This is a genomic window from Mycobacterium szulgai (assembly GCF_002116635.1).
Lineage (GTDB): Bacteria > Actinomycetota > Actinomycetes > Mycobacteriales > Mycobacteriaceae > Mycobacterium > Mycobacterium szulgai.
The window spans coordinates 31,941-55,067 of sequence record NZ_LQPW01000134.1; the positions used below are offsets into that span (position 1 = coordinate 31,941).

Annotated in this window: 18 protein-coding genes; 7 read left to right on the plus strand and 11 right to left on the minus strand. The window is 65.6% G+C overall.

The genetic code is table 11. The features are described 5' to 3' along the window. Positions 1–3 precede the first annotated feature (3 nt). A complete protein-coding gene (locus tag AWC27_RS18895; RefSeq protein ID WP_085671887.1) occupies positions 4–915 on the minus strand; it encodes a hypothetical protein in 912 nt (303 codons plus the stop codon). 495 nt (positions 916–1,410) lie between these two features. On the opposite strand from AWC27_RS18895, the gene gap reads away from it, so the two are divergent. The 3 genes from gap to tpiA are packed head-to-tail and all read left to right on the plus strand — an operon-like array spanning position 1,411 to position 4,477. Then, positions 1,411–2,442, plus strand: coding sequence for a type I glyceraldehyde-3-phosphate dehydrogenase (gene gap, locus AWC27_RS18900; protein ID WP_085671888.1), 1,032 nt, complete (start codon positions 1,411–1,413; stop codon positions 2,440–2,442). A gap of 2 nt (positions 2,443–2,444) precedes the next feature. After that, complete coding sequence (locus tag AWC27_RS18905; RefSeq protein ID WP_085671889.1) at positions 2,445–3,695, plus strand: phosphoglycerate kinase; 1,251 nt, start codon at positions 2,445–2,447, stop codon at positions 3,693–3,695. Continuing rightward, entirely contained in the window at positions 3,692–4,477 is a 786-nt protein-coding gene (gene tpiA, locus AWC27_RS18910; RefSeq protein ID WP_085671890.1) for a triose-phosphate isomerase, read from the plus strand. Before AWC27_RS18905 ends, tpiA begins: the two co-directional genes overlap by 4 nt. Positions 4,478–4,502: 25 nt before the next feature. Here tpiA and AWC27_RS18915 read toward each other — a convergent pair whose 3' ends face one another. Continuing rightward, the gene (locus tag AWC27_RS18915; RefSeq protein ID WP_085671891.1) at positions 4,503–5,717 is read right to left on the minus strand and encodes a PPE family protein; all 1,215 of its coding nucleotides are present in this window, start codon (positions 5,715–5,717) and stop codon (positions 4,503–4,505) included. Positions 5,718–6,222: 505 nt separating this feature from the next. Between AWC27_RS18915 and secG the strand changes: the two genes are divergently transcribed. Beyond that, a complete protein-coding gene (gene secG, locus AWC27_RS18920; protein WP_067408932.1) occupies positions 6,223–6,456 on the plus strand; it encodes a preprotein translocase subunit SecG in 234 nt (77 codons plus the stop codon). Between the two features lie 41 nt (positions 6,457–6,497). Here secG and AWC27_RS18925 read toward each other — a convergent pair whose 3' ends face one another. Next, entirely contained in the window at positions 6,498–8,252 is a 1,755-nt protein-coding gene (locus AWC27_RS18925) for a PE family protein (protein WP_085671892.1), read from the minus strand. A 165-nt stretch (positions 8,253–8,417) separates the two neighbouring features. Here AWC27_RS18925 and ppc point away from each other — a divergent pair, with 165 nt between their 5' ends. Next, complete coding sequence (ppc, locus tag AWC27_RS18930) at positions 8,418–11,225, plus strand: phosphoenolpyruvate carboxylase (RefSeq protein ID WP_085671945.1); 2,808 nt, start codon at positions 8,418–8,420, stop codon at positions 11,223–11,225. A gap of 9 nt (positions 11,226–11,234) precedes the next feature. Here the strand turns inward: ppc and tap are convergent, their stop codons facing one another. Together tap and AWC27_RS18940 are read right to left on the minus strand one after the other, a co-directional pair. After that, positions 11,235–12,497 carry a multidrug efflux MFS transporter Tap gene (gene tap, locus AWC27_RS18935; protein ID WP_085671893.1) on the minus strand — a complete coding sequence of 421 codons (1,263 nt, stop codon included), beginning with the start codon at positions 12,495–12,497 and terminating at the stop codon, positions 11,235–11,237. 39 nt (positions 12,498–12,536) lie between these two features. Next, entirely contained in the window at positions 12,537–13,136 is a 600-nt protein-coding gene (locus AWC27_RS18940) for a TetR/AcrR family transcriptional regulator (RefSeq protein ID WP_085671894.1), read from the minus strand. A gap of 162 nt (positions 13,137–13,298) precedes the next feature. On the opposite strand from AWC27_RS18940, the gene AWC27_RS18945 reads away from it, so the two are divergent. After that, on the plus strand, positions 13,299–14,459 hold the full coding sequence (locus tag AWC27_RS18945) for a type III PLP-dependent enzyme (protein ID WP_211281670.1): 1,161 nt from the start codon (positions 13,299–13,301) through the stop codon (positions 14,457–14,459). Then, positions 14,456–15,910 carry a saccharopine dehydrogenase C-terminal domain-containing protein gene (locus tag AWC27_RS18950; protein ID WP_085671895.1) on the plus strand — a complete coding sequence of 485 codons (1,455 nt, stop codon included), beginning with the start codon at positions 14,456–14,458 and terminating at the stop codon, positions 15,908–15,910. Before AWC27_RS18945 ends, AWC27_RS18950 begins: the two co-directional genes overlap by 4 nt. Positions 15,911–16,072: 162 nt before the next feature. Here AWC27_RS18950 and AWC27_RS18955 read toward each other — a convergent pair whose 3' ends face one another. The 6 genes from AWC27_RS18955 to tkt all read right to left on the minus strand — a co-directional run bounded on the left by AWC27_RS18955 (position 16,073) and on the right by tkt (position 23,014). Next, on the minus strand, positions 16,073–16,462 hold the full coding sequence (locus tag AWC27_RS18955) for an ATPase (RefSeq protein ID WP_085671896.1): 390 nt from the start codon (positions 16,460–16,462) through the stop codon (positions 16,073–16,075). 35 nt (positions 16,463–16,497) lie between these two features. Beyond that, positions 16,498–17,241, minus strand: a complete 744-nt coding sequence (pgl, locus tag AWC27_RS18960) for a 6-phosphogluconolactonase (protein WP_085671897.1) — start codon at positions 17,239–17,241, stop codon at positions 16,498–16,500. After that, positions 17,238–18,149 carry a glucose-6-phosphate dehydrogenase assembly protein OpcA gene (opcA, locus tag AWC27_RS18965; protein ID WP_085671898.1) on the minus strand — a complete coding sequence of 304 codons (912 nt, stop codon included), beginning with the start codon at positions 18,147–18,149 and terminating at the stop codon, positions 17,238–17,240. The genes pgl and opcA overlap by 4 nt, the downstream gene beginning before the upstream one ends. Before the next feature lie 87 nt (positions 18,150–18,236). Then, complete coding sequence (gene zwf / locus AWC27_RS18970) at positions 18,237–19,793, minus strand: glucose-6-phosphate dehydrogenase (protein WP_085671899.1); 1,557 nt, start codon at positions 19,791–19,793, stop codon at positions 18,237–18,239. Beyond that, positions 19,790–20,908, minus strand: a complete 1,119-nt coding sequence (gene tal, locus AWC27_RS18975) for a transaldolase (RefSeq protein WP_085671900.1) — start codon at positions 20,906–20,908, stop codon at positions 19,790–19,792. Before tal ends, zwf begins: the two co-directional genes overlap by 4 nt. A 15-nt stretch (positions 20,909–20,923) precedes the next feature. After that, a complete protein-coding gene (gene tkt, locus AWC27_RS18980; protein ID WP_085671901.1) occupies positions 20,924–23,014 on the minus strand; it encodes a transketolase in 2,091 nt (696 codons plus the stop codon). Between the last annotated feature and the right edge of the window lie 113 nt (positions 23,015–23,127).

The window sequence follows — 23,127 nt, forward strand, 5'->3', positions numbered from 1 at the left end:
GCCTCAGCCCGCCGCACCCGTAGGTCCGGGCGAAATGGGCTGGCCAGGCGCGGGCCCGCCGGCCGGAGCCGGACTCGTCGGCTCCTTCCCGGCCTTGGACATGTCGATGATTGGCGCGCCGGCGGGCAGCGGTGCACCCGCACCGCCGAGGACCACCAACGGAGTACCAGCAGGCAGCACGGGGGCTACGGCAGCTCCCGCCGGCACCGGTACGGCGGCCGGGACGGGGGCGACACCCGGTATGGGGGCGACGGCCGGCACCGGCGCGACCGCCGGGATCGGGGCGACGCCGGGGATGGGGGCCACCGCGGGGATAGGCGCCACCGCTGGAATGGGCGCCACCGCTGGGATAGGCGCCACCGCTGGTACTGGGGCGACAGCCGGCACCGGCGCGACGGCCGGGACCGGGGCGACGGCCGGAACCGGGGCGACGGCCGGGACGGGGGCAACACCTGGAACTGGTGCAACTTCCGGTACAACCGCAATCAGCGGGGCACCCGCCGGCACCGCTGCACCGCCCGGCCCGGGCACCACCATCGGAACGCCTGACATGTCGGTGAGTGGAGCGGCGCCTGGAGCGCACGTGCCGGCGGCCGCCGGCCCACCGCCAGGTGTGGCTCCGCCGCCGGGTGTCGCGCCACCTCCGGCGCCGCCGGTTCCCGCTCCGCCGCCGCCGCCCGCACCGCCGTAGGCACAGCACATTGCCGGCCCACCTGCCGCACCTGCGCCTCCGCCGCCGGCTGCCGGGGCACCCGCGGCGGGTGCACCCTCTCCCGACATTCCTTGCATGCACGCGTATCCGCCGCCCGTTATCAGCGGAGTGGCCCCCGCAACAGGGCTCAGCGAGATCGCAGCGCCGCACAAGCCGGCGCCGGCAGCAATGACTTTGAAGTTGAATCGATCAAAGATCGTCATCAACGTCAACTCCTTTTATTCGCGCTCACCTATTCCGCGTTCATGTGGCCACGCAGCACCGCGTCTTACCGACGTCGCTGCTTGACGACCGCCCAATTGTTAGCCGCCGACGTGATACTCAACACGCGCCGCACCGTGCCGTTTCCAAATGGTGACGTTTGGCCCGCGATAGCCGGATAAACCGGATAAAACCCGCCGGCGGACTCTGCCGGCTGCTCTTGTTGCCTGCTCAGGCGGTCGATTCTGCCAATAGCTCGCTGTCACAGCGCCTTACGTGGCCGGTTCGGGGTGTGCTTTGCGCCACACCGCGGCGGTTTAACCGCGGGGCCTTTGGTGAATCACATAAGGTTTCGCTCAGAAGGGCATCACGGATGGTTGTCACATACGTCCGTCGGTGCCCTTCAACCATTTCTGCCCAGCCCGGTCGCGGTTTGGTCGGCTCATCTAGGCTGACGGCCAGCAGTTGTTCAACCGAAGACCACGAGGGAGAGACAAGTGACGGTCCGGGTAGGCATCAATGGGTTTGGTCGAATCGGACGCAACTTCTACCGGGCCCTATTGGCCCAGAAGGAGCAGGGTCCCGGTTTTGCGGGGGCTGACATCGAGGTAATCGCCGTCAACGACATCACCGACAACAACACGTTGGCGCACCTGCTCAAATTCGACTCCATCCTGGGCCGGCTGCCTTACGACGTCAGCCTCGAAGGCGGAGACACCATTGTCGTCGGGCCCCACAAGATCAAGGCGCTCGAAGTCAGGGAAGGCCCTGCCGCACTCCCGTGGGGCGACTTGGGCGTCGACGTCGTCGTCGAATCCACCGGCTTGTTCACCAACGCGGCGAAGGCAAAAGGCCATCTGGACGCCGGCGCCAAGAAGGTGATCATCTCTGCGCCTGCCACCGACGAGGACATCACCATCGTGCTGGGCGTCAACGACGACAAGTACGACGGCAGCCAGAACATCATCTCCAACGCCTCGTGCACCACGAACTGCCTTGCACCGCTGGCGAAAGTGCTCGACGACGAGTTCGGCATCGTCAGAGGTCTGATGACCACCATTCACGCCTACACCCAGGACCAGAACCTGCAGGACGGCCCGCACAAGGATCTGCGCCGGGCTCGGGCCGCGGCGCTCAACATCGTGCCCACCTCCACCGGCGCGGCCAAGGCCATCGGCCTGGTGATGCCCAACCTCAAGGGCAAACTGGACGGTTACGCGCTGCGGGTTCCGATCCCCACCGGCTCGGTCACCGACCTGACCGCGGAGTTGTCCAAGTCGGCCAGTGCCGAGGAGATCAATGCGGCGATGAAGGCCGCCGCCGACGGCCCGATGAAGGGCATCTTGAAGTACTACGACGCGCCGATCGTCTCCAGTGACATCGTCACCGACCCGCACAGCTCGATCTTCGATTCGGGCCTGACCAAGGTGATCGCCAACCAGGCCAAAGTGGTGTCCTGGTACGACAACGAGTGGGGTTACTCCAACCGGCTCATCGATCTGGTCGCGCTGGTCGGCAAGTCGCTCTAACCGTGACCATCCCAACTCTCAAAGACCTTGTCGCCGAAGGTGTTGCGGGTCGCAGCGTGCTGGTGCGCTCCGATCTCAATGTCCCGCTAGACGAGGACGGCGCGATCACCGACCCCGGCCGGATCACCGCATCGGTGCCGACGCTGAAAGCGCTGCTGGACGCCGGCGCCCGGGTGGTTATCGCCGCTCACCTGGGACGTCCCAAGGACGGGCCCGACCCGAAGCTGTCGTTGGCGCCGGTCGCCGCGGCGCTCGGCGAGCAACTGGGCCGGCACGTGCAGTTGGCAGGTGATGTCGTGGGCACTGACGCGCTTGCCCGCGCCGAAGGCCTGACTGACGGCGACGTCCTACTGCTGGAGAACATCCGCTTCGACAAGCGCGAAACCAGCAAAGACGACGGCCAGCGCCTTGCGCTGGCTGAACAGCTGGCCGAATTGGTCAGCCCGGGAGGCGCTTTCGTATCCGACGGCTTCGGCGTGGTGCACCGCAAGCAAGCCTCGGTCTACGACATCGCGACGCTGCTGCCGCACTACGCCGGAAAATTGGTTGCCGACGAAATCAAGGTGCTCGAGCAGTTGACCAGTTCCACCGAGCGGCCTTATGCGGTGGTGCTCGGCGGGTCGAAGGTGTCGGACAAGCTCGGCGTTATCGAGTCGCTGGCCACCAAAGCCGACAGCATCGTGATCGGCGGCGGCATGTGCTTCACTTTCCTGGCGGCACAAGGGTTTTCGGTGGGCAAGTCGCTGCTGGAGACCGAGATGATCGACACCTGCCGCAGGTTACTGGACACTTACCACGACGTGCTGCGGCTACCGGTCGACATCGTGGTGACCGAGAAGTTCGACGCCGAATCGCCACCCCAGACCGTGGAAGCAGGCGCCATCCCGGACGACTTGATGGGCCTGGACATCGGGCCGGGCTCGGTCAAGCGGTTCGCCAAGCTGTTGTCCAACGCCCAGACCGTCTTCTGGAACGGGCCGATGGGCGTGTTCGAATTCCCGGCTTATGCCGCGGGTACCAGGGGTGTGGCCGAGGCGATCGTCACCGCGACCGGCAAGGGAGCTTTCAGCGTGGTCGGCGGCGGCGACTCGGCGGCCGCGGTGCGGGCCCTCGGCATCTCGGAGGGTTCGTTCTCGCACATCTCGACTGGCGGCGGCGCATCGCTGGAATACCTTGAGGGCAAAGCGCTTCCGGGCATTCAGGTGCTTGGCCGCGAGCAGCCCGACCAAAAAATGGGGGAGGAGAATTCGTGAGCCGCAAGCCACTGATCGCCGGCAACTGGAAGATGAACCTCAACCATTTCGAGGCGATCGCGCTGGTGCAAAAAATCGCGTTCTCGTTGCCGGACAAGTACTACGACAAGGTCGATGTGACGGTGATCCCGCCGTTCACCGACCTGCGCAGCGTGCAGACCCTGGTCGACGGCGACAAGCTGCGGCTGACCTATGGTGCCCAGGATCTTTCCCAACACGACTCCGGCGCCTATACCGGTGAAATCAGCGGTGCGTTCCTGGCCAAACTGGGCTGCAGCTTCGTGGTCGTGGGGCACTCCGAGCGGCGCACGTATCACAACGAGGACGACACACTGGTGTCCGCCAAGGCCAAGGCCGCGCTCAAGCACGAGCTGACGCCGATCGTCTGCATCGGGGAGCACCTCGAGGTGCGCGAGGCCGGAAACCACGTGTCCCACAACGTCGAACAGCTACGTGGCTCGCTGGCCGGATTGTCGGCCGAGCAGATCTCCCAGGTCGTCATCGCCTACGAGCCGGTCTGGGCGATCGGCACCGGGCGCGTCGCCAGCGCAGCGGACGCCCAAGAAGTGTGCGCGGCCATCCGGCAGGAGTTGGCATCGCTGGCCTCATCGGAGATTGCTGAATCGGTGCGGGTGCTTTACGGCGGCTCGGTGAACGCGAAGAACGTCGGCGAGCTTGTCGGCCAAAACGACATCGATGGCGGCCTGGTCGGAGGCGCATCCCTGGACGGGGAGCAATTCGCCACGCTGGCGGCCATCGCCGCCGGTGGGCCGCTGCCCTAGGCGCCCCGCCGCTGCCGGCCGGCGGTCACCCGCCCGCGAGTGGGCGTGACATCACCCTGGGCGTAACACCGTACCGGGGCACGACGCCACCGCGTCCGGTCCCCGTTTGAGCCAGCCCCGGCATCCCCGGCACCCCTGGCGCGGCAACGTCGCCGGCCGGCAGCGTCGTCATCGGGGTGCCCTGTAATGCCCTTACCGGGTTGACCCCGGGCGCGGTCCACGAAGGCGGCACCGACATTTGCCCGACGTAACCGGAGCCACGCAATGTCGCGGATACCTCGCCAAGTCCGCTGCCCAGCCCGCCCCGGGACACCGCATCGGCGATGGTCTTGACCGAATTCGTCAGTGGTCCGAGCTCGCTGGGCAGGGCGTCGGCCGCCGGAGCTGCGGCGGCGCCCAGGATGCCCAAATTCTTCTCCGCCCCAATGAGCCCGGTACCCATCGAATTGATGTTGTTGATCGAGCTGATCGTTGCGTAGAAAGCCATGATGCCGTCGAGGAAGGTGAAATCGTCGCTGACGATAGAGGGCATCGGCAACGCGTTGATGAATTCGCCTGCCCCGACGAGAAATGGCGTCAGCTCGGGTGCGATCGGTATGAGTAACGTCCCGATCTCTATGAGCAGGTCCCCGATCCAGTTGCCGTCGTCGGCGACGGCGCCCGCAGTGGCTTGGGCAACTGCCGTGGCCTGCGCCGGCAGGCCGGCTGGGTTGGTCGTCTGCTGTGGGGAGGTGAATGGCGTCAATGTCATTGCGGCCAAGGAGGTTCCGGCGTAGTCGTGCATCGCGATGGCATCCGTGGCCCACATCTGCGCATAAGCGAACTCCGTGGCGGCGATCGCCGTCGCGTGTTGACCGAAGAAGTTCGTTGCGATCAGCCACATCAGCTGCGCGCGGTTGGCCGCGACAGCCTCCGGTGGCACGGTCATCTCGAAAGCCTGCTCGTATGCCAGCGCGGCCGTCGTAGCCTGCACGGCAGTCTGCTGGGCGTGCGCGGAGGTGGCATCGAGCCACTCGATATAGGGGACCGCTGCGGCGATCATCGCCATCGCCGACGGACCCTGCCACTGGAAACTGGTGAGCTCCGATATCACCGATCTGTAGCCCTGCGCGGTGGCCTGCAATTCGGTGGAAACCCGCGCCCAGCTCTTGGCGGCGGCCCGCAGTGAGACCGACCCCGGGCCGGTGTAGATCAACTGGGAGTTGATTTCCGGCGGTAACATCGCAAAATCGGTGAACATTGCTCGATGCCTCCTTGGTCGGGTGCGGTGTATGCGGCCCAGCTGGGCGCGGCCGAACGCCACGCCGGAACTCATGTAGGCCCGGTGCGGGCGTGTGACTTGTGTTGAACTCAGGGGTCCAGGCGACTCGGGCTCTTTGTCGTTAGCGACACCCTTTCCGAGGACCGGCTATTACTTTTGCCGGACCATAAATCCCACGGAGTATCGCCACGATCAACAATATCTTTGGTGAATGATTTTAATTTCGTGGGGCAATTTGATGAATGACCGTCGCTATGTACAAAGCTTGGACAGCCGGGCCCGCGCGGCACCCCAGCTGCAGTGCGGCGATGTACAAAATTTTTACAAGCCATCGGCTGCTCGGGAAGGCCGCCCACTATTCGAAAAGCGGATTGCATAATTCCCGTTTCACAAAGCGCATTCCACTTGGCTATCGGATGGCTGAACGGGCGCATTCTCGTCGCGGTCAGCAGGACCGCTGCCCGGGCTTGGTAGGCTGCCGGTCATGGAATTGGCTCTGCAGATCACCTTGGTGGTCACCAGCGTGCTGGTGGTGTTGCTGGTGCTGCTGCACCGCGCCAAGGGTGGCGGTCTGTCGACGCTGTTCGGCGGCGGCGTGCAGTCAAGCCTGTCTGGTTCCACCGTGGTGGAGAAGAACCTGGACCGGTTGACGCTGTTCATCACCGGCATCTGGCTGGTCAGCATCATCGGTATGGCTCTGCTGATCAAATACCGCTGACGCTGACGGCCGGTTGATCGCGATCTGACGGGGGTTGGGGTCTACCCCGGCGCTCCGGGCGTGCCGAACAACTGTCCGCCGTTGCCGCCGACGCCGCCGGGAGCACCGGAGCCGCCCGTGCCGCCGTTGCCGCCGTTACCGATCTGTCGAGCGTTGCCGCCGTTGCCGCCGTTGCCGCCGGCACCGACGTTGATCGCGCCCTGGCCGCCGCCGCCCCCATTGCCGCCATTGCCGTACAGCAACCCGCCTGTGCCTCCGTTGCCGCCGCTCCCGCCGGTTGCGCTTTGACTGCTGTTGACAGCCTCGCCCGCGGCGCCGCCTACGCCACCGGTGCCGCCGGCGCCGATCAGCTGGGCGTCACCGCCGGCCCCGCCGACTCCACCGCTCCCGCCAACACCGTTATTGCCCGGAGCAGCGCCGCCGGTCCCTCCGATCCCGCCGGCGCCGCCATTGCCGTACAGCATCCCGGCGACACCACCGGTCCCGCCGGCTCCGCCGGCTCCGCCGGTGCCCGTATTGCCCGCGGCCTTGCCGCCGGCATTGCCCGCTCCACCGGTCCCACCGTTGCCGGACAGGATCCCGCCGGCGCCGCCAGATCCACCGGTCCCGCCGGCACCGCCGATGCCCGAGCCGCTGGTGGCGGCGCCACCTTGTCCGCTCGTTCCGCCCGTCCCCCCGTCGCCGAACAGTCCGGCATTGCCGCCGTTACCACCAACGCCACCGGTGCCGCCGCTGCCGAGGAAGGTACCGCCGGCCCCACCGGCGCCGCCGGAACCGCCGGCGCCGCCGTGGCCGTATAGCATCCCGCCCGTCCCGCCGGCGCCGCCGTGGCCCCCGGTACCGCCAAAGCCGGAGAGGGCACCGGTGTTGCCGTTCCCGGCCGCGCCGCCGGCCCCGCCGGCACCGCCGTCACCGAACAACCCGGCGGCGCCACCGTTGCCGCCCGTGCCGCCGGTGCCTCCGATCAGGATGCCGTTGTCGCCGCCGGCGCCACCTTGTCCACCGATTCCGGCGATGCCCTGCAGCAGTCCGGCGGTACCGCCATTGCCACCGTTGCCGCCGACCCCGGCGCTGGCAGTGGACAAGTCCAGCCGACCGACGCCGCCGGCGCCGCCGCTACCGCCGTTGCCGAGTAGTCCGGCGGCGCCGCCGTTACCGCCGTTGCCGCCGTTGATTGAGGCGGTTGGGGAGGTCAACCCGTTGCCGCCGTTGCCGCCGGCGCCGCCGTTGCCGTACAGCACTCCGCCGTGGCCGCCGCTGCCGCCGGCCGCACTGGCGCCGCCGGTCCCGCCGGCCCCGCCGGCTCCGATCAGGCCGGCGTCGCCGCCCCGGCCGCCGGCCACCTTCGCCGTGGTGCTGTCCCAGCCGTGACCACCATTGCCGTAGAGCAATCCGCCCGCCCCTCCGTTGGGGTTCGAGGCGGTGCCTGCCGCGCCGTCGCCGATCAGCGGCCGCCCGAACAGCGTCTGGGCGGGTGCATTGACCGCGTTGAGCAGGTCCTGCATGGGTGAGGCGGCGGCCGCCTCAGCGCTTGCATACGCTCCTCCGGCGCTACTCAGTGCCTGTGTGAACTGTTTATGAAATGTCGAAACTTGAGTGCTCAGCACTTGATATGCCTGCGCGTGCCCGGAGAACAGCGACGCCACCGCTGACGACACCTCATCCGCTCCGGCCCTCAGCACACTGGTAGTCGGAAGCGCTGCTGCCAGATTTGCCGCGCTTAAAGCCGAGCCCAGGCGTTCTAAGTCCGTGGCCGACGCTGTAAACATCTCCGGTGCAGCCAAAACGTACGACATCGCCGTCCCTTCCCAAGCCCGAACATGGATCTCGACAGGTGGCTACACGGTAGCCAGTTCGCGATGAGGTTTTGGCGTTTCCCGGAACAACCGACCGCCCTCGTGCGTCGGTCGCTGACCTACCAGAAGGAGCGAAGTATCCGATCGGCACCGATACTGGGTCACATGGTTGAGGCTCCCGACAGCGCACTGGAACCCATCGGCGACGTCCACCGGACGAAAGTCGGACGCGAGGCGACCGAGCCGATGCGCGCCGACATCAGATTGCTCGGCGCCATCCTCGGCGACACCATCCGTGAGCAGAACGGCGACGAGGTGTTCGAACTCGTTGAGCGGGCTCGGGTGGAATCTTTTCGGGTGCGGCGCTCCGAGATCGACCGCACCGAAATGTCGCGCATGTTCGACGGCATCGATATCCATCAGGCGCTGCCGGTCATCCGCGCGTTCACGCATTTCGCATTGCTGGCCAACGTCGCCGAGGACATCCACCGAGAGCGCCGCCGCGGTGTTCACGTCGCCGCCGGTGAGCCGCCGCAAGACTCGAGCCTGGCCGCGACCTACCTGAAACTTGATGGCGCCGAACTGGATTCGGACACCGTTGCCGAGGCCCTCAAAGGTGCGCTGGTTTCTCCGGTCATCACCGCACATCCCACCGAAACCCGGCGGCGCACCGTGTTCGTCACCCAGCACCGCATCACCGAATTGATGCGGCTGCACGCGGAGGGGCACACCGAGACCGCTGACGGCCGTCCCGTCGAATCGGAGTTGCGCCGCCAGGTGCTGACCTTGTGGCAGACCGCCCTGATCCGGCTTTCCCGACTGCAGATCAGTGACGAGATCGCCGTCGGGCTGCGGTTGTACCCGTCGGCGTTCTTCGAGGTGATTCCGCAGGTCAACGCCGAAGTGCGGCAGGCCCTGCGGCAACGCTGGCCGGAGGCCGATCTGCTGTCCGGGCCTATCCTGCAGCCCGGCTCCTGGATCGGGGGAGACCGCGACGGAAACCCGAACGTCACCGCCGACGTGGTACGGCTGGCCTCCGGCGGCGCGGCGTTCACCGCGCTGTCGCACTACCTGGCCGAACTCGACCAACTCGAGCAGGAGTTGTCGATGTCGTCGCGGCTGCTGAAGGTGACCGACGAGCTGGCCGCACTGGCCCAGGGATGCGAGGACAACGCCCGTGCCGACGAGCCGTACCGGCGCGCGCTGCGGGTGATCCGCGCCCGCTTGAGCGCGACGGCCAACGAAATTCTGGATCAGCAACCGCAGCATCTGCTCGATCTGGGCCTGTCGCGGTATGCCACGCCCGCCGAATTGCGGAGCGATCTCGACGTCATCGATGCGTCGCTACGTATGCACGGCAGCGCGCTGCTGGCCGACGACCGGCTGGCCTTGCTGCGAGAAGGCGTGCACGTCTTCGGTTTCCACTTGTCCGGCCTGGATATGCGGCAGAACTCCGACGTGCACGAGGAGGTGGTCGGCGAGCTGCTGGCCTGGGCCGGTGTGCACCCGGACTACAGTTCGCTGCCCGAAGAACAGCGCGTCGAGCTGCTGGTCGCCGAACTCAGCACCCGCCGTCCACTGATCGGCGACCGGGCGCGCCTCTCCGACCTGGCCCGAAGCGAGCTGGACATCATCGCAGCCGCCACCCATGCGGTCGAAACATACGGTCCCGCAGCCGTTCCCAACTATGTGATCTCCATGTGCCGATCGGTATCGGACATGCTGGAAGCGGCGATCCTGCTGAAAGAGGGCGGCCTGCTGGACGCCTCCGGCGATGAACCGTATTGTCCGGTTGGCATCTCGCCGCTGTTCGAGACGATCGACGATCTGCACAACGGCGCGACCATTCTGCAGGCGATGCTGGAACTTCCGCTGTACCGGGCGCTCGTCGCGGCCCGTGGAGAATCTCAAGAGGTGATGCTCGGGTACTCCGATTCCAACAAGGACGGGGGGTATCTCGCCGCCAACTGGGCGGTCTACCGCGCCGAACTCGCACTGGTGGAAACCGCCCGCAAGAACGGAATCCGGTTGCGGCTCTTCCATGGTCGCGGCGGTACCGTCGGGCGCGGCGGGGGGCCGAGTTATCAGGCCATCCTGGCGCAGCCACCCGGAGCGGTGAACGGCTCGCTGCGTCTCACCGAGCAGGGTGAGGTGATCGCCGCCAAGTACGCCGAGCCGCAGGTGGCGCGGCGCAATCTGGAGAGCCTGTTGGCGGCCACCCTGGAATCGACGCTGCTGGATGTCGAGGGCCTCGGGGAGGCGGCCGAGCCGGCGTATGCGGTTCTCGACGAGGTGGCCACCCTGGCGCAGCGTTCTTACGCCGAATTGGTCCATGACACACCGGGTTTCGTCGAGTACTTCAAGGCTTCCACACCGGTCAGCGAGATCGGGTCGCTGAATATCGGTAGCCGGCCGACGTCACGGAAACCGACCGAGTCGATCTCGGACCTGCGCGCGATCCCCTGGGTGCTGGCCTGGAGCCAGTCGCGAGTGATGCTGCCGGGCTGGTACGGCACCGGTACGGCGTTTGAGCAGTGGATAGGGGCAGGCTCGGACAGCGAAGAAGAACGGCTGGCAACGCTGCACGAGCTATATCAGCGCTGGCCCTTCTTCCGCAGCGTGCTTTCCAACATGGCGCAGGTGCTGGCCAAGAGCGACCTGGGTCTGGCCGCGCACTACTCCGAGCTGGTGGCCGACGAATCGTTGCGGCGCAGGGTTTTTGACAAGATCGTCGACGAGCATCACCGAACCATCGCAATGTACAAGCGGATCACCGGCGAGGATGACCTGCTGGCCGACAATCCGGCGCTGGCGCGTTCGGTGTTCAACCGGTTCCCATATCTGGAGCCGCTGAATCACCTGCAGGTGGAGTTGTTGCGCCGTTATCGCGGCGGTGAAGACGACGAATTGGTGCAGCGTGGCATCCTGCTGACGATGAATGGACTGGCCAGCGCGCTGAGAAACAGTGGGTGACAGTGCGGCTCAACAGACCGCGACAACCGGTGCCGGGCGGCTCGCCTCGGGGGACGGGCGGTCCAATTCGCGCAGCGAAGGCAGCGCGCAAGCAATCAGGCCGGTCAGCGTGATCGGCACCGACAGCGCCAGGAATGTCGTGGTAAGTCCTGCCGCGTCGGTCAACGGACCGGCCAGCAATAGGCCCAGCGGGCCTGCGGCGTAGGGCAGCGAGGTCATCACCCCGACCACCCGGCCGCGCAGCTGGCGCGGGGCCCGGGTCTGCATCACGAAGTTGTAGATCGGCCGCATGGGCCCGTAGACCAGCCCGATCACCGCGCAGAGCAGCAGGATAACCGGCAACGGCGGTAGCACTGAGATCGCCGCCATCGCCACACCCAGAGTCAGCGTCGCGACCAGCATCACCGGACGCCGGCGCATCTGCTTCGACAACACCGCGTAGCCCACTGCCCCTGCCAGACCACCAACGGCGAGTGACATCAATACCCAACCCAGCTGGGCGGGCTGGTGCCGGTCGGTGAAGTACTTCGGAAACAGCACGCTCTCTATTGGCAGGTACAGCGAGGTGACGCACAGATCAATGAGTGCCAGCGCGCGCAGCACCCGCAGCCTCCAGACGAAACGCAGCCCCTCGGTGATGCCGGACGCCAGCCCTTGTGGACGCGTCGTATGACTCGGCTTGTCGGCGCCGTCCAGCCGTAATGGGGCCGTGGTGAGGATGGACGCGGCGAACGTCGCGGCGGTGATCCACATCGTGGTGACGCCGCCGACTGTGGCGATCATCAAGCCGCCCATCCCCGGACCCACGATGAAGGCCAGGTTGATGATCGCCTCGTAGCTGCTGTTAACCCGGTCCAGCGACCAGCCCGCCTGCGCGGCGGCCTCGGGCAGCATCGAGTCGCGCGCCGTCATTCCCGCTGGGCCGAAGGCGGCGGTGCACGCCGCCAACACAGCCAGCACTGCGGCATTGACCGCGCTGCCGCCGAACAGCCACGCGATAGTCGGAACGGCGGCCACCGAGGTACCGGACAAGAAATCGGAGACCAGCGAAACCCGTCGGCGGCCGAAGTAGTCCACCGCGGTGCCGGCAATCAGCGTAGAGAACAGCAGGGGCAACGCGGCCGCACAGGCAACGATCGACGCCTGGCCCGCGCTGTCTTGTCGTTGCAATACCAGCCAGGGAAAGGCAACTATCGAAACGCCGTCGCCCGTCGAGGCCATCAGGGTGGCGAACAAGATCATCAACACCGGTTTTCGGCTGCTGTCCCTCATCGATGGTGGCGCACTTTCACGCCAACGCGGCTCCGGCGGTCAGCGTGCTGCACGTGCCCGTCGGGCTTTCGGACGATGCGGTTCGACGATCCGGGACAGCTCGGCTCCTATGACCTGCCGCAGTTCGGCCTCGCTCAGGTCGTCGATGCCGGTGGCTTTGCGCAGCACGGGTTCGAATAGCCGCCAACCGAATTGCAGCGCAAGCGCATTGGCGACTGCGATCCTGGCGCTCGCGTCGCTGTCATGGCGCGGACGCACATTGTCGAGGAGCTGGTTGACGGTCGGGAAGGATTTCTGCAGCTGGTCGGCCGGATAGCCGTCGAGCAGCGTGCGGGCCAAGACCCGCATGTGTAGATCCACGGCCCGGTCGACGACGTCGGCGGGCGCCTCGGAGTGCAGCACCTCGGCCATATTCGTGCCCAGGTGTTCGAGCACCGCACCGACCAGCTGCTCCTTATTGCCGATGTAACGAAACACCAACCCCTGGTTGACTTTTGAGCGAGTGGCGATGTCTCGGATGGATGTCGCTGCCGGGCCGCGCTCGGCGAACAAGTCGCTGGCGGCGTCCAGGATTGCAGCCACCATCCGTTCGCGCCCCTTAGGCATCTTCCGGGCCGGGGTTGCCGATTTGGTAGTCATGTGACTACCATACCCAATCTGGTAGTCGTTTGACTACTCCCGCCGCCTCAGGAGTATCTCGCTTATATGACGATTGAATTGACATCAAGGTCGGTCCGTACCCCGGGTTGGTGCGAGAAGCGTTGGCCGACGGGCTCGTTGAGCCCACGGATGGCCGAGTATGTGAGTCAGAAAACACCGGTCACGCCGTGTCTGATCCTGGATCTTGATGTCGTCGCAGCGCGGTACCGGGCGCTGGCCAAAGAGCTTCCGCACGCGGATATCTATTACGCGGTCAAGGCCAATCCGCAGCCCGAAGTGATCGCGTTGCTGGCCCGGCTCGGGTCCTGCTTTGATGTGGCGAGCCCGGCGGAGGTGGAGCTGTGTCTGCGCCTTGGTGCGCGACCCGAATCGCTGTCCTACGGCAACACGACAAAAAAGCGCAGCGACATCCGGTTCGCATTCCAGCGCGGGGTCAGGTTGTTTGCCGTGGACAGCTGCGGCGAGGTGGAAAAGGTCGCCGAGGAAGCGCCGGGCAGCGACGTCTTCTGCCGGATTCTCACCTCAGGGCAGGGGGCGCAATGGCCACTGAGCCGAAAGTTCGGCTGTGCCTCCGATATGGCCGCCGATCTCCTGGTACGGGCCCGTGACCTCGGCCTCAATCCGCGCGGCGTGAGTTTTCACGTCGGATCCCAGCAGGGTGACGTCTCGCAGTGGGGGAAAGCGCTTAGGCGGGTCCGCAAGGTGTTCGACCGTGCCGCCGCGGCGGGGCTCAACCTCGACCTGATCAATTTGGGCGGCGGATTCCCTGCCCAGTATGTCGACAAGATTCCGCCGATCGCGGTCTATGGCAAGGCCATTCGGGACGCACTCGGGGCTCGCTTTCCGGCTGGGCTGCCGCGGCTGATGGTGGAACCCGGCCGCTACATCGTCGGTGACGCCGGTGTGCTCTTCAGCGAAGTCATCTTGGCGTCGCGCAAAGGATATGAAGACGACGAACGCTGGGTGTACATCGACGTGGGTGTGTTCGGCGGCTTGGCCGAGACGTTAGACGAGGCCATTCGCTATCGCATCGTTACCAACCGCGACGAAAGCCGCAGCGGCCCAGTGGTTCTGGCCGGCCCGACGTGCGACAGTGCCGACATCATGTACGAACGCAACAAGTACCAGCTTCCCCTTGGCCTCCAACCGGGCGATGTCCTGGCAATGCTCAGTGCCGGTGCTTATACGAGTGTCTACTGCAGCGCGGCGTTCAATGGTTTCGAACCGCTGCCGCTGCATTGCATACCGGTTAGTGAACAGCCTGAGAGCGCCGAGCACCTGGAAGAGGTTTGCTCGCTGTGAGTTTTGTCCCTGGCCGCGTCCTCGTCATCGGTCTTGGCAGCGTCTCGCGATGCACACTGCCGCTGCTGTTCAAACATGTGCCGCTCGATCCGGGCAATTACACCGTTATCGATTTCGGCGATCCGGGCGATGACGCGCGCTGGGTCAAGGACCAAGGTGCTCACTTCTTGCAGCAGCGGATCACCAAGGACAATTACGCCCGAATATTCGCCGAGCACGTCGGCCCCGGAGACCTTATCGTCGACCTGGCCTGGAACCTCGAGACCGCGGCGCTACTCGACTGGTGTCACTCACATGGTGTCCGTTACGTCAACGCATCGGTCGAATTATGGGATCCCTATGCGGGTTTCGGCACCGAACCGCCGGTGCAGCGGACTCTCTACGCACGACAGATGGCGCTGCGTGACATGTATGCCACATGGGGTGGCAACAAGGGGCCAACGGCGGTTCTCGACCATGGCGCCAATCCTGGCCTGGTATCGCACTTCGTGAAGGCGGCACTCGACGACATCGCCGATCTGTGGCTGGCCGAGCGGGCTACCGCGGGGCGGGGACGTGACCTCGTCGAGGCGGCCAGGCGAACCGGCACCTACAACCGTCTGGCGCAGCACCTGAACGTCGCCGTGATCCATATTTCCGAACGCGATACCCAGATCAGCGCAGAACCCAAGCGGGTCAACGAATTCGTCAATACCTGGTCGGTCGAGGGCTTCTATGAAGAGGGCATCGCACCCGCTGAAATGGGTTGGGGCACACACGAACGCACCTTGCCGCCGGGGGCCCAGACCCATGATCGCGGTCCAGGCAATCAGATCTGTCTGGCCCGGCCCGGCTGCCGTACCTGGGTACGATCGTGGGTGCCGTCGGGCGACATCGTCGGCATGGTGATCAGACACGGAGAGGCGTTCTCGATCTCGGAATCGCTCACCGTGGAAACCGGCGGCATCGTGGTGTACCGGCCGACAGTGCACTATGCCTACTGCCCGGCCGATGCCGCCATTGCGAGCCTGCATGAGATGCACATGCGCAACTACGTGCTGCAGCCCAAACACCGCATCATGGGCGACGACATCATCAGCGGGCGCGACGAACTAGGTTGCTTGCTGATGGGCCACCCGTTCGGTAGTTGGTGGATCGGTTCGTTGCTCGACATCGATGAGTCCCGGGAACTCGTGCCACACCAGAACGCGACCACGGTCCAAGTCGCCGCGGGATTGCTTGCGGCGGTGCAATACGCGATCGAGCAACCCGAGCGCGGTGTCTGCCTGCCCGACGACCTGCCGCACCGTTTCGTTCTGGAACACGCGATGCCCTACCTCGGTCCGTTCATATCGCAGCCGGTCGACTGGTCGCCGCTGAAGAACTTCGTCGACCCTTTCAATGGCGGCAGTGAGCTAGCCGATGCCGATATGTGGCAATTCCAAACGTTTTTGGTCAGCGAATCCCGGTAACCACGGGCGCCGCAAGTAGTAGTCGACCCCGCGCGGCCGGTCGGCCCAGGGTACGCCGCCGATCTGGGCCGGCACCGGTAGTCAGGGAAAACGCCGAGGTCCTTTGGCGGACCGGTTCACTCGGCGTAAGGCGGATCGAAGCGGGGAGGTGCCCGTCACCGACTACTGCGCCGTGCGGTTTCGCAGTCTGTCCATGACGCCGCGCACCACGTGCTCGGTGGCCGAGAGCGGCGTCATCACCGTTTCACCCAGGCCCACGATGTAGTCGATCCGTTCGACGATCGCCTCCACCGGTTCGACCAGCACGATGAGCCGCTTCGCCAGATTGTCCAGGCTTTGCAGCGTGCCCTCGAGATGATCCAGGCCGCCCTCGAGGCGTTCGACCGTGGCGTTGAGGGCCGCCAGCGAGCTGTTCAGCTCGACCATGGTTTTGCCCAGGCCGTCGAGGACATCTTCGACCTGCTCCACGGTGCGGTCAGCGTTCAATGCCGCCTGGGTGAGGGTCTTCACGCGGCTTCGCACGGGCGTGCTGCGCACGGTCTTGTCTGCCATGAGGTCATGGTATCGCCGAGCGTGACGCTCGGCGATTAGCCGGGAAGCCTGGAAGCGGCCTCAGCGTCCAACAGCCACAGCGTGTTCTCGCGCCCGACGGCTCCGGCGGCCGGCAGTGAAACCGGGTCGGCGCCGCCGACAGCGGCGGCCACCGCGTCGGCCTTGCCCGCACCCGACACCAGCAGCCACACCGCTCGAGAACGCCGAACCGCGGGCAGTGTCAAGGTGATTCGTTGGGGTGGCGGTTTGGGGGAGTCTTCCACCGCGACCACCAAGCGGGTTGTCTCACGCACTGCCGGGGTGTCGGGGAACAACGAGTTGATGTGGCCCTCGGGACCCATGCCCAACAGGTGCACATCGAAATCGGGTGCGGGATTGCCCGGCTCCGCGTTAGCGGCCAGTACCTGCTCGTAGGCCAGTGCCGCGGCATCTATGTCGGTGCCGAATTCGCCGTCGCTGGAGGCCATGGGATGCACCTGACTCGACGGGATATCGATGTGGTCGAGCAAGGCCGCACGCGCCTGCTTCTCGTTGCGCTCGTCGTCGTCTTCGGAGACGTAGCGCTCGTCGCCCCAGAACAGATGCACCTTGGACCAGTCGACGCGTGATCCCTGGCCCGCGAGGTAGCTCATCAGCGCGTTGCCGTTGCCTCCACCGGTGAGGACGATCAACGCTCGGCCTCGTGCGGCAACGGCGGCCCCGATCGCGTCGATCAAGCGGTTGCCGGCAGCCTCGACCAAGGTTTTGGTGTCTGGAAAGGTTTGGATGTCGGTGCTCACACGTACTGCACTTTCTTGATGCCTTCGAGCGCGGCGAAGTAGATTTCGTCTGGATCCAGCCGGCGCAGGTCCTCGGCCAGGCACTCACCGGTTACCCTGCGCGCCAACGGAACCAGGGCATCCGGCCGCGCGGTCCGGCGCAGGGTGGCAGTGCGGCCCTCCTGCGGCCGGCTCAGCACAATCGTCTCGCTCTTGCGCTCCAGCTCGACTTTCAGTTCGCCCACCGCCCGCCGCACCGGGCCGTCGATCCGGCTGGCCAGCCAGCCCGCCAGGATGTCAAGTGCCGGTTCGGATCTCAGGCCCGACACGAGCGCCGAATCGATCGGCTCGTGCGGCGGCTGGTCTACCGCGGAAGTCAGCAGCGCTCGCCAGTAGGTAATGCGGCTCCATGCCAGGTCGGTGTCGCCGGCCGTGTAACCGGGTAGTCGGCTCTTGATCGCCGACAGGGGATCGACGCCGTTGGTGGCGTCGGTGATGCGCCGAATCGCCAACTTGCCCAACGGGTCCTGGGCCGGCACGGCCGGTGCGATGTCCGGCCACCAGGCCACCACCGGGATGTCGGGTAGCAGGAAGGGGGTGACGACGCTGTCGGCGTGGCCGGCCAGCGGGCCCGAAAGTCGCAGCACCACAACCTCGCCGGCGCCGGCGTCCGCGCCTACGCGTAGTTGCGCGTCCAGCCGGGCCTCGTCGGCGTACGGGTCGCCTCTCATCGTGACGATGATGCGGCTGGGGTGTTCGTGGCTGGCATCGTTGGCCGCTTCGATGGACTCTTCGAGCACGGCGTCGCTGTCCGGGGCGATGATCAGCGTCAGTACCCGTCCCATCGTGACGGCACCGATCTTTTCGCGTAGCTCGTCGAGCTTCTTGTTGACCGCGGTGGTGGTGGTGTCAGGCAGATCGACAATCATCAGCGGCGCTCCTCGTTACGGTCGCCTGTGCGGATCATTTGCGCCGCTCCTCAGCATTGCCGCGCGCTGCATCGTCGCCGGCGCGGCTCATGGCCGCCGCCATTCCCGGCCGGTGCGCCGCAGCATTTCAAACGCGGACTCCGGTCCCCAGGTACCCGCTTCATAGGGGTCCGGCTTGCCGTTTGACGCCCAGTAGTCAAGGGCGGGATCGAGTATTTCCCAAGCCAATTCGACCTCCGCGTTGACCGGAAACAGGGACGGCTCGCCCAGCAGCACGTCAAGTATCAGCCGCTCGTAGGCTTCTGGTGAATCCTCGGCGAACGCCGAGCCGTAAGAAAAGTCCATGTTGACGTCGCGAACTTCCATCGCGCTGCCCGGCACCTTGGAGCCGAACCGCAATGTGATCCCCTCGTCGGGCTGCACCCGGATGACCATGGCGTTGGTGCCCAGCTCGTCGGTCATGGTCGCGTCGAAGGGCAGGTGCGGGGCACGCTTGAAAACCAGAGCGATCTCGGTCACCCTGCGGCCCAAGCGTTTTCCGGTACGCAGATAGAACGGCACACCCGCCCAGCGGCGGGTGTCGACCTCCAGTGTGATGGCCGCGAACGTCTCCGTGGTGGAGTCCTCGGCGAACCCCTCCTCGTCCAGCAACCCGACGACTTTCTCCCCGCCCTGCCAGCCGGCGGCGTATTGCCCGCGGCTAGTGGTCTCCTCGAGTGGCTCGGCGAGTTGAGTCGCCGAAAGCACCTTGATCTTCTCGGCCTGCAACGCCGACGGTTTGAAGCTGACCGGCTCTTCCATCGCCGTCAGCGCCAGCAGTTGCATCAGGTGGTTCTGGATGACATCGCGCGCCGCGCCGATGCCGTCGTAGTAGCCGGCCCGGCCGCCCAGCCCGATGTCTTCGGCCATGGTGATCTGCACATGATCGACGTAATGCGCGTTCCAGATCGGGTCGAACAACTGGTTGGCGAACCGCAGTGCCAGGATGTTCTGCACTGTCTCTTTGCCCAGGTAGTGGTCGATGCGGAAGACCGCTTCCTCCGGGAATACCGCATTGACCGCCTTGTTCAAGTCGCGGGCGCTGTCCAGGTCGTGGCCGAACGGCTTCTCGATAACCACCCGACTCCACCTGTCGCCCTGCGGTCGGGCCAGGCCCGATCTGTGCAGCTGTGCACATACCACCGGAAAAGATTTGGGCGGGATCGCCAGATAGAAGGCGTGGTTGCCGCCGGTGCCGCGTTCGGCATCCAGCTTTTCCAGTGTCTCGGCGAGCCGTGCGTACGCCTCGTCGTCGTCGAATGAGCCTGGTACGAAACGGAACCCCTCGGCCAGCCGATCCCAGTTCTCCTGCCGAAACGGGGTGCGGCAGTGCTCCTTGACGGCTTGATAGACCACCTTGGCGAAATCCTGGGTCTCCCAGTCCCGCCGGGCGAATCCGACCAGGGCGAAGGTCGGCGGCAGTAGGCCGCGGTTGGCCAGGTCATAGACCGCCGGCATCACCTTCTTGCGGGCCAGGTCGCCGGTGACGCCGAAAATCACCATGCCGCACGAGCCGGCGATTCGGGGCAGCCGCTTATCCAGCTTGTCTCGCAACGGGTTGTGCCACTGGGCGGTATTGGAGCTACGGGCAGCTGCGGCGTTCATTTGGTGGCGGAATCGAGCTGCGCCTGGGTCTCCTCGAGCAGCTCGTTCCAGGACGCCTCAAACTTCTCCACGCCTTCGTTTTCGAGAACGATGAACACGTCGCGCAGATCGATGCCGACCGCCTCGAGCTTGTCGAACAGCTGCTGGGCATCCGAACCGGTGCCGCTGACGGTGTCGCCGGTGACTACACCGTGGTCGGCAACGGCGTCAATCGTCTTCTCCGGCATGGTGTTCACCGTGTGCGGCGCGACCAGCTCGGTGACGTAGAGGGTGTCGGAATAGTCCGGGTTCTTGACGCCGGTGGACGCCCACAGTGGTCGCTGCACCCTGCCCCCGGCGGCCTTGAGCGCCTGGTAGCGATCGCCGCCCTCGAAGACTTCCTGGTACGCCGCATAGGCCAGCCGAGCGTTTGCGACACCGGCCTGTCCGCGCAGTGCCAGCGCCTCCTGCGAGGCGTTGCGTTCCAGCCGCTTGTCGATTTCGGTGTCCACCCGCGAGACGAAAAACGAAGCTACCGAGTGGATCTTGGACAGGTCGTGGCCGGCTTCGCGAGCCTTCTCAAGACCGGCCAAATAGGCGTCCATCACCGCGCGATGCCGCTCAACGGAGAAGATCAGCGTGACATTGACCGAAATCCCTTCCGCCAGAACGGAAGTGATAGCCGGCAAGCCGGCCTCTGTGGCCGGGATCTTGATGAACAGGTTGGGCCGGTCGACGATCTTCCACAGCTCGATCGCTTGCTGAACGGTCTTGTTGGTGTCGTGCGCCAGCCGCGGGTCGACCTCGATTGAAACCCGGCCGTCGACGCCGTCGGAGGACTCCCACTGCGGCCGCAAGACGTCACAGGCGTTGCGCACGTCGTCGGTGGTGACGGTGCGAATCGTGGCGTCCACGTCGGCACCGCGCTCGGCCAGTTCGGAGACCTGGTCGTTGTATACGTCGCTATCGGCGAGTGCCTTCTGGAAGATCGACGGGTTGGTCGTCACCCCGACGACACTCTTGGTGTCGATCAGTTCTTGCAGGTTTCCGGATTTGATCCGGTCCCGCGATAAGTCGTCCAGCCAAACCGATACCCCCGCGGCGCTCAATGCGGCAAGGTTGGGGTTCTGGGTCATCTCAATCACCTTTTCTCAGTTATCGAGTGCTTCTTCCGCGGCGGCAGCAACGGCCTCGGGTGTGAAGCCGTACTCGCGGAACAAAGTCTTGTAATCGGCCGACTCGCCGTAGTGCTCGATCGACACGATCTTGCCGGTGTCGCCGACCAGCTTGTGCCAGGACTGTGCGACTCCGGCCTCGACGGCCACCCGGGCCGAAACCGAGGGCGGGAGCACACTGTCGCGGTACTCGTAGGGCTGGGATTCGAACCACTCCACGCAGGGCATCGATACCACCCGCGCGATGATGTCCTTATCCGCCAACAACTTCTGCGCCTCGACGGCGAGCTGCACCTCGGAACCGGTGCCGATGAGCACGACGTCGGGCTCGTCGCCGCCGTCGTCGCCGAGTATGTAGCCCCCGCGGGCCACCCCTTCGGCGTTGGTGCCTTCCAGTACCGGCACGCCTTGGCGGGTCAGTATCAACCCGACCGGTCCACTTCCGTTGCCGCGCGCCAGGATTGTGTGCCAGGCGTAGGCCGTCTCATTGGCGTCGGCCGGGCGTACCACCGACAGGTTGGGGATCGCGCGCAGCGCCGAAAGGTGTTCGATCGGCTGGTGGGTAGGGCCGTCCTCGCCCAAGCCGACCGAGTCGTGCGTCCACACATAGATGGTGTCGATGTCCATCAGCGAGGCAAGGCGCACCGCCGGACGCATGTAGTCGGAGAACTGCAGGAACGTGCCGCCGTAGGCGCGGGTGGGGCCGTGCAGCACGATCCCGGACAGGATGGCGCCCATCGCGTGTTCGCGGACCCCGAAGTGCAGCGTGCGGCCGTACCAGCTCGCGTTGTAGTCCTTGGTCGAAATCGACGGTGGGCCAAACGAATCCACGCCCTTCATGGTGGTGTTGTTGCTGCCCGCCAGGTCGGCGGAGCCACCCCACAGCTCGGGTAGCTTCGGCCCCACCGCGGACAGCACTTCACCCGACGCGGCGCGGGTGGCCAGCGCTTTGGACCCCGGTTCCCAGTGCGGCAGGTCGGCGTCCCAGCCGTCCGGTAGCTCTTCGGCCGTCAGTCGATCCAGCAGCGCCTTGCGCTCCGGTTCGCGTTGCGCCCAGGCGTCGAATTCCGACTGCCATTTTTCGTGCGCTTCCTTGCCGCGGTCCACCAGCTTGCGGGTGTGCGCGATCACCTCGTCGCGCACCTCGAAATTCTTGTCCGGGTCGAAGCCGAGGATCTTTTTGACCTCCGCAACCTCTTCGTCACCCAGCGCCGCGCCGTGCGCCTTGCCGGTGTTCATCAGGTTGGGTGCCGGAAAGCCGATGATCGTGCGCAGCGAGATGAACGACGGCCGGCCGGTCTCCGCCAGTGCGTTGGCGATGGCTTCCTCGATGCCGACGACGTTTTCGCCGCCCTCGATCTCTTGTACGTGCCAGCCGTAGGCGCGGTAGCGGGCGGCGGTGTCCTCACACAGCGCGATATCGGTGTCGTCCTCGATCGAGATCTGGTTGTGGTCGTAGAACACGATGAGGTTGCCCAGCTGCTGGACCGCCGCCAGCGACGACGCCTCGGAGGTAACTCCTTCTTCGATGTCGCCGTCGGAGGCGATCACGTAGATGTGGTGATCGAAGGGGCTGGTCCCGGGCTCCGCGTCCGGGTCGAACAGGCCGCGCTCGTAGCGCGCTGCCATCGCCATGCCCACCGCCGACGCCAACCCCTGGCCGAGTGGGCCGGTGGTGATCTCGACTCCCTTGGTGTGCCGGAATTCCGGGTGACCCGGGGTTTTGGACCCCCACGTGCGCAGCGCCTCGATGTCGGACAGTTCCAGACCGAAGCCGCCGAGGTAGAGCTGCAGGTACAGGGTCAGGCTACTGTGACCGCAAGACAGCACGAACCGGTCGCGGCCCAGCCAGTGCGGGTCGCTGGGATCGTGGCGCATGGCGCGCTGAAACAGGGTGTACGCCAGCGGAGCCAGGCTCATCGCCGTTCCGGGGTGACCATTACCGACCTTTTGTACGGCGTCGGCGGCCAGCACCCGGATGGTGTCGACCGCAGCCGAATCGATCTCGGTCCAGTCGTCGGGATGGCGCGGTTGAGTTAACGCGGAGATCTCTTCGAGTGTGGTCACTAAATTCAGTCCTCAGTCCTTAAGGTCCGGAGTCATCAAACTGATCAATCCCACCCTAGTGCGGGATTGCGGGTGCCTGCAGGCCCAGATGGGGGGTACCCACCGAAGCCCCC

What these genes read in the sequence shown, in the direction of transcription:
- AWC27_RS18895 (WP_085671887.1), bottom strand. Translation starts at nt 915, where the DNA reads ATGACGATCTTTGATCGATTCAACTTCAAAGTCATTGCTGCCGGCGCC.
- AWC27_RS18915 (WP_085671891.1), bottom strand. Translation starts at nt 5,717, where the DNA reads ATGTTCACCGATTTTGCGATGTTACCGCCGGAAATCAACTCCCAGTTG.
- secG (WP_067408932.1), top strand. Translation starts at nt 6,223, where the DNA reads ATGGAATTGGCTCTGCAGATCACCTTGGTGGTCACCAGCGTGCTGGTG.
- AWC27_RS18925 (WP_085671892.1), bottom strand. Translation starts at nt 8,252, where the DNA reads ATGTCGTACGTTTTGGCTGCACCGGAGATGTTTACAGCGTCGGCCACG.
- ppc (WP_085671945.1), top strand. Translation starts at nt 8,418, where the DNA reads ATGGTTGAGGCTCCCGACAGCGCACTGGAACCCATCGGCGACGTCCAC.
- tap (WP_085671893.1), bottom strand. Translation starts at nt 12,497, where the DNA reads ATGAGGGACAGCAGCCGAAAACCGGTGTTGATGATCTTGTTCGCCACC.
- AWC27_RS18940 (WP_085671894.1), bottom strand. Translation starts at nt 13,136, where the DNA reads ATGACTACCAAATCGGCAACCCCGGCCCGGAAGATGCCTAAGGGGCGC.
- AWC27_RS18955 (WP_085671896.1), bottom strand. Translation starts at nt 16,462, where the DNA reads ATGGCAGACAAGACCGTGCGCAGCACGCCCGTGCGAAGCCGCGTGAAG.
- opcA (WP_085671898.1), bottom strand. Translation starts at nt 18,149, where the DNA reads ATGATTGTCGATCTGCCTGACACCACCACCACCGCGGTCAACAAGAAG.
- zwf (WP_085671899.1), bottom strand. Translation starts at nt 19,793, where the DNA reads ATGAACGCCGCAGCTGCCCGTAGCTCCAATACCGCCCAGTGGCACAAC.
- tal (WP_085671900.1), bottom strand. Translation starts at nt 20,908, where the DNA reads ATGACCCAGAACCCCAACCTTGCCGCATTGAGCGCCGCGGGGGTATCG.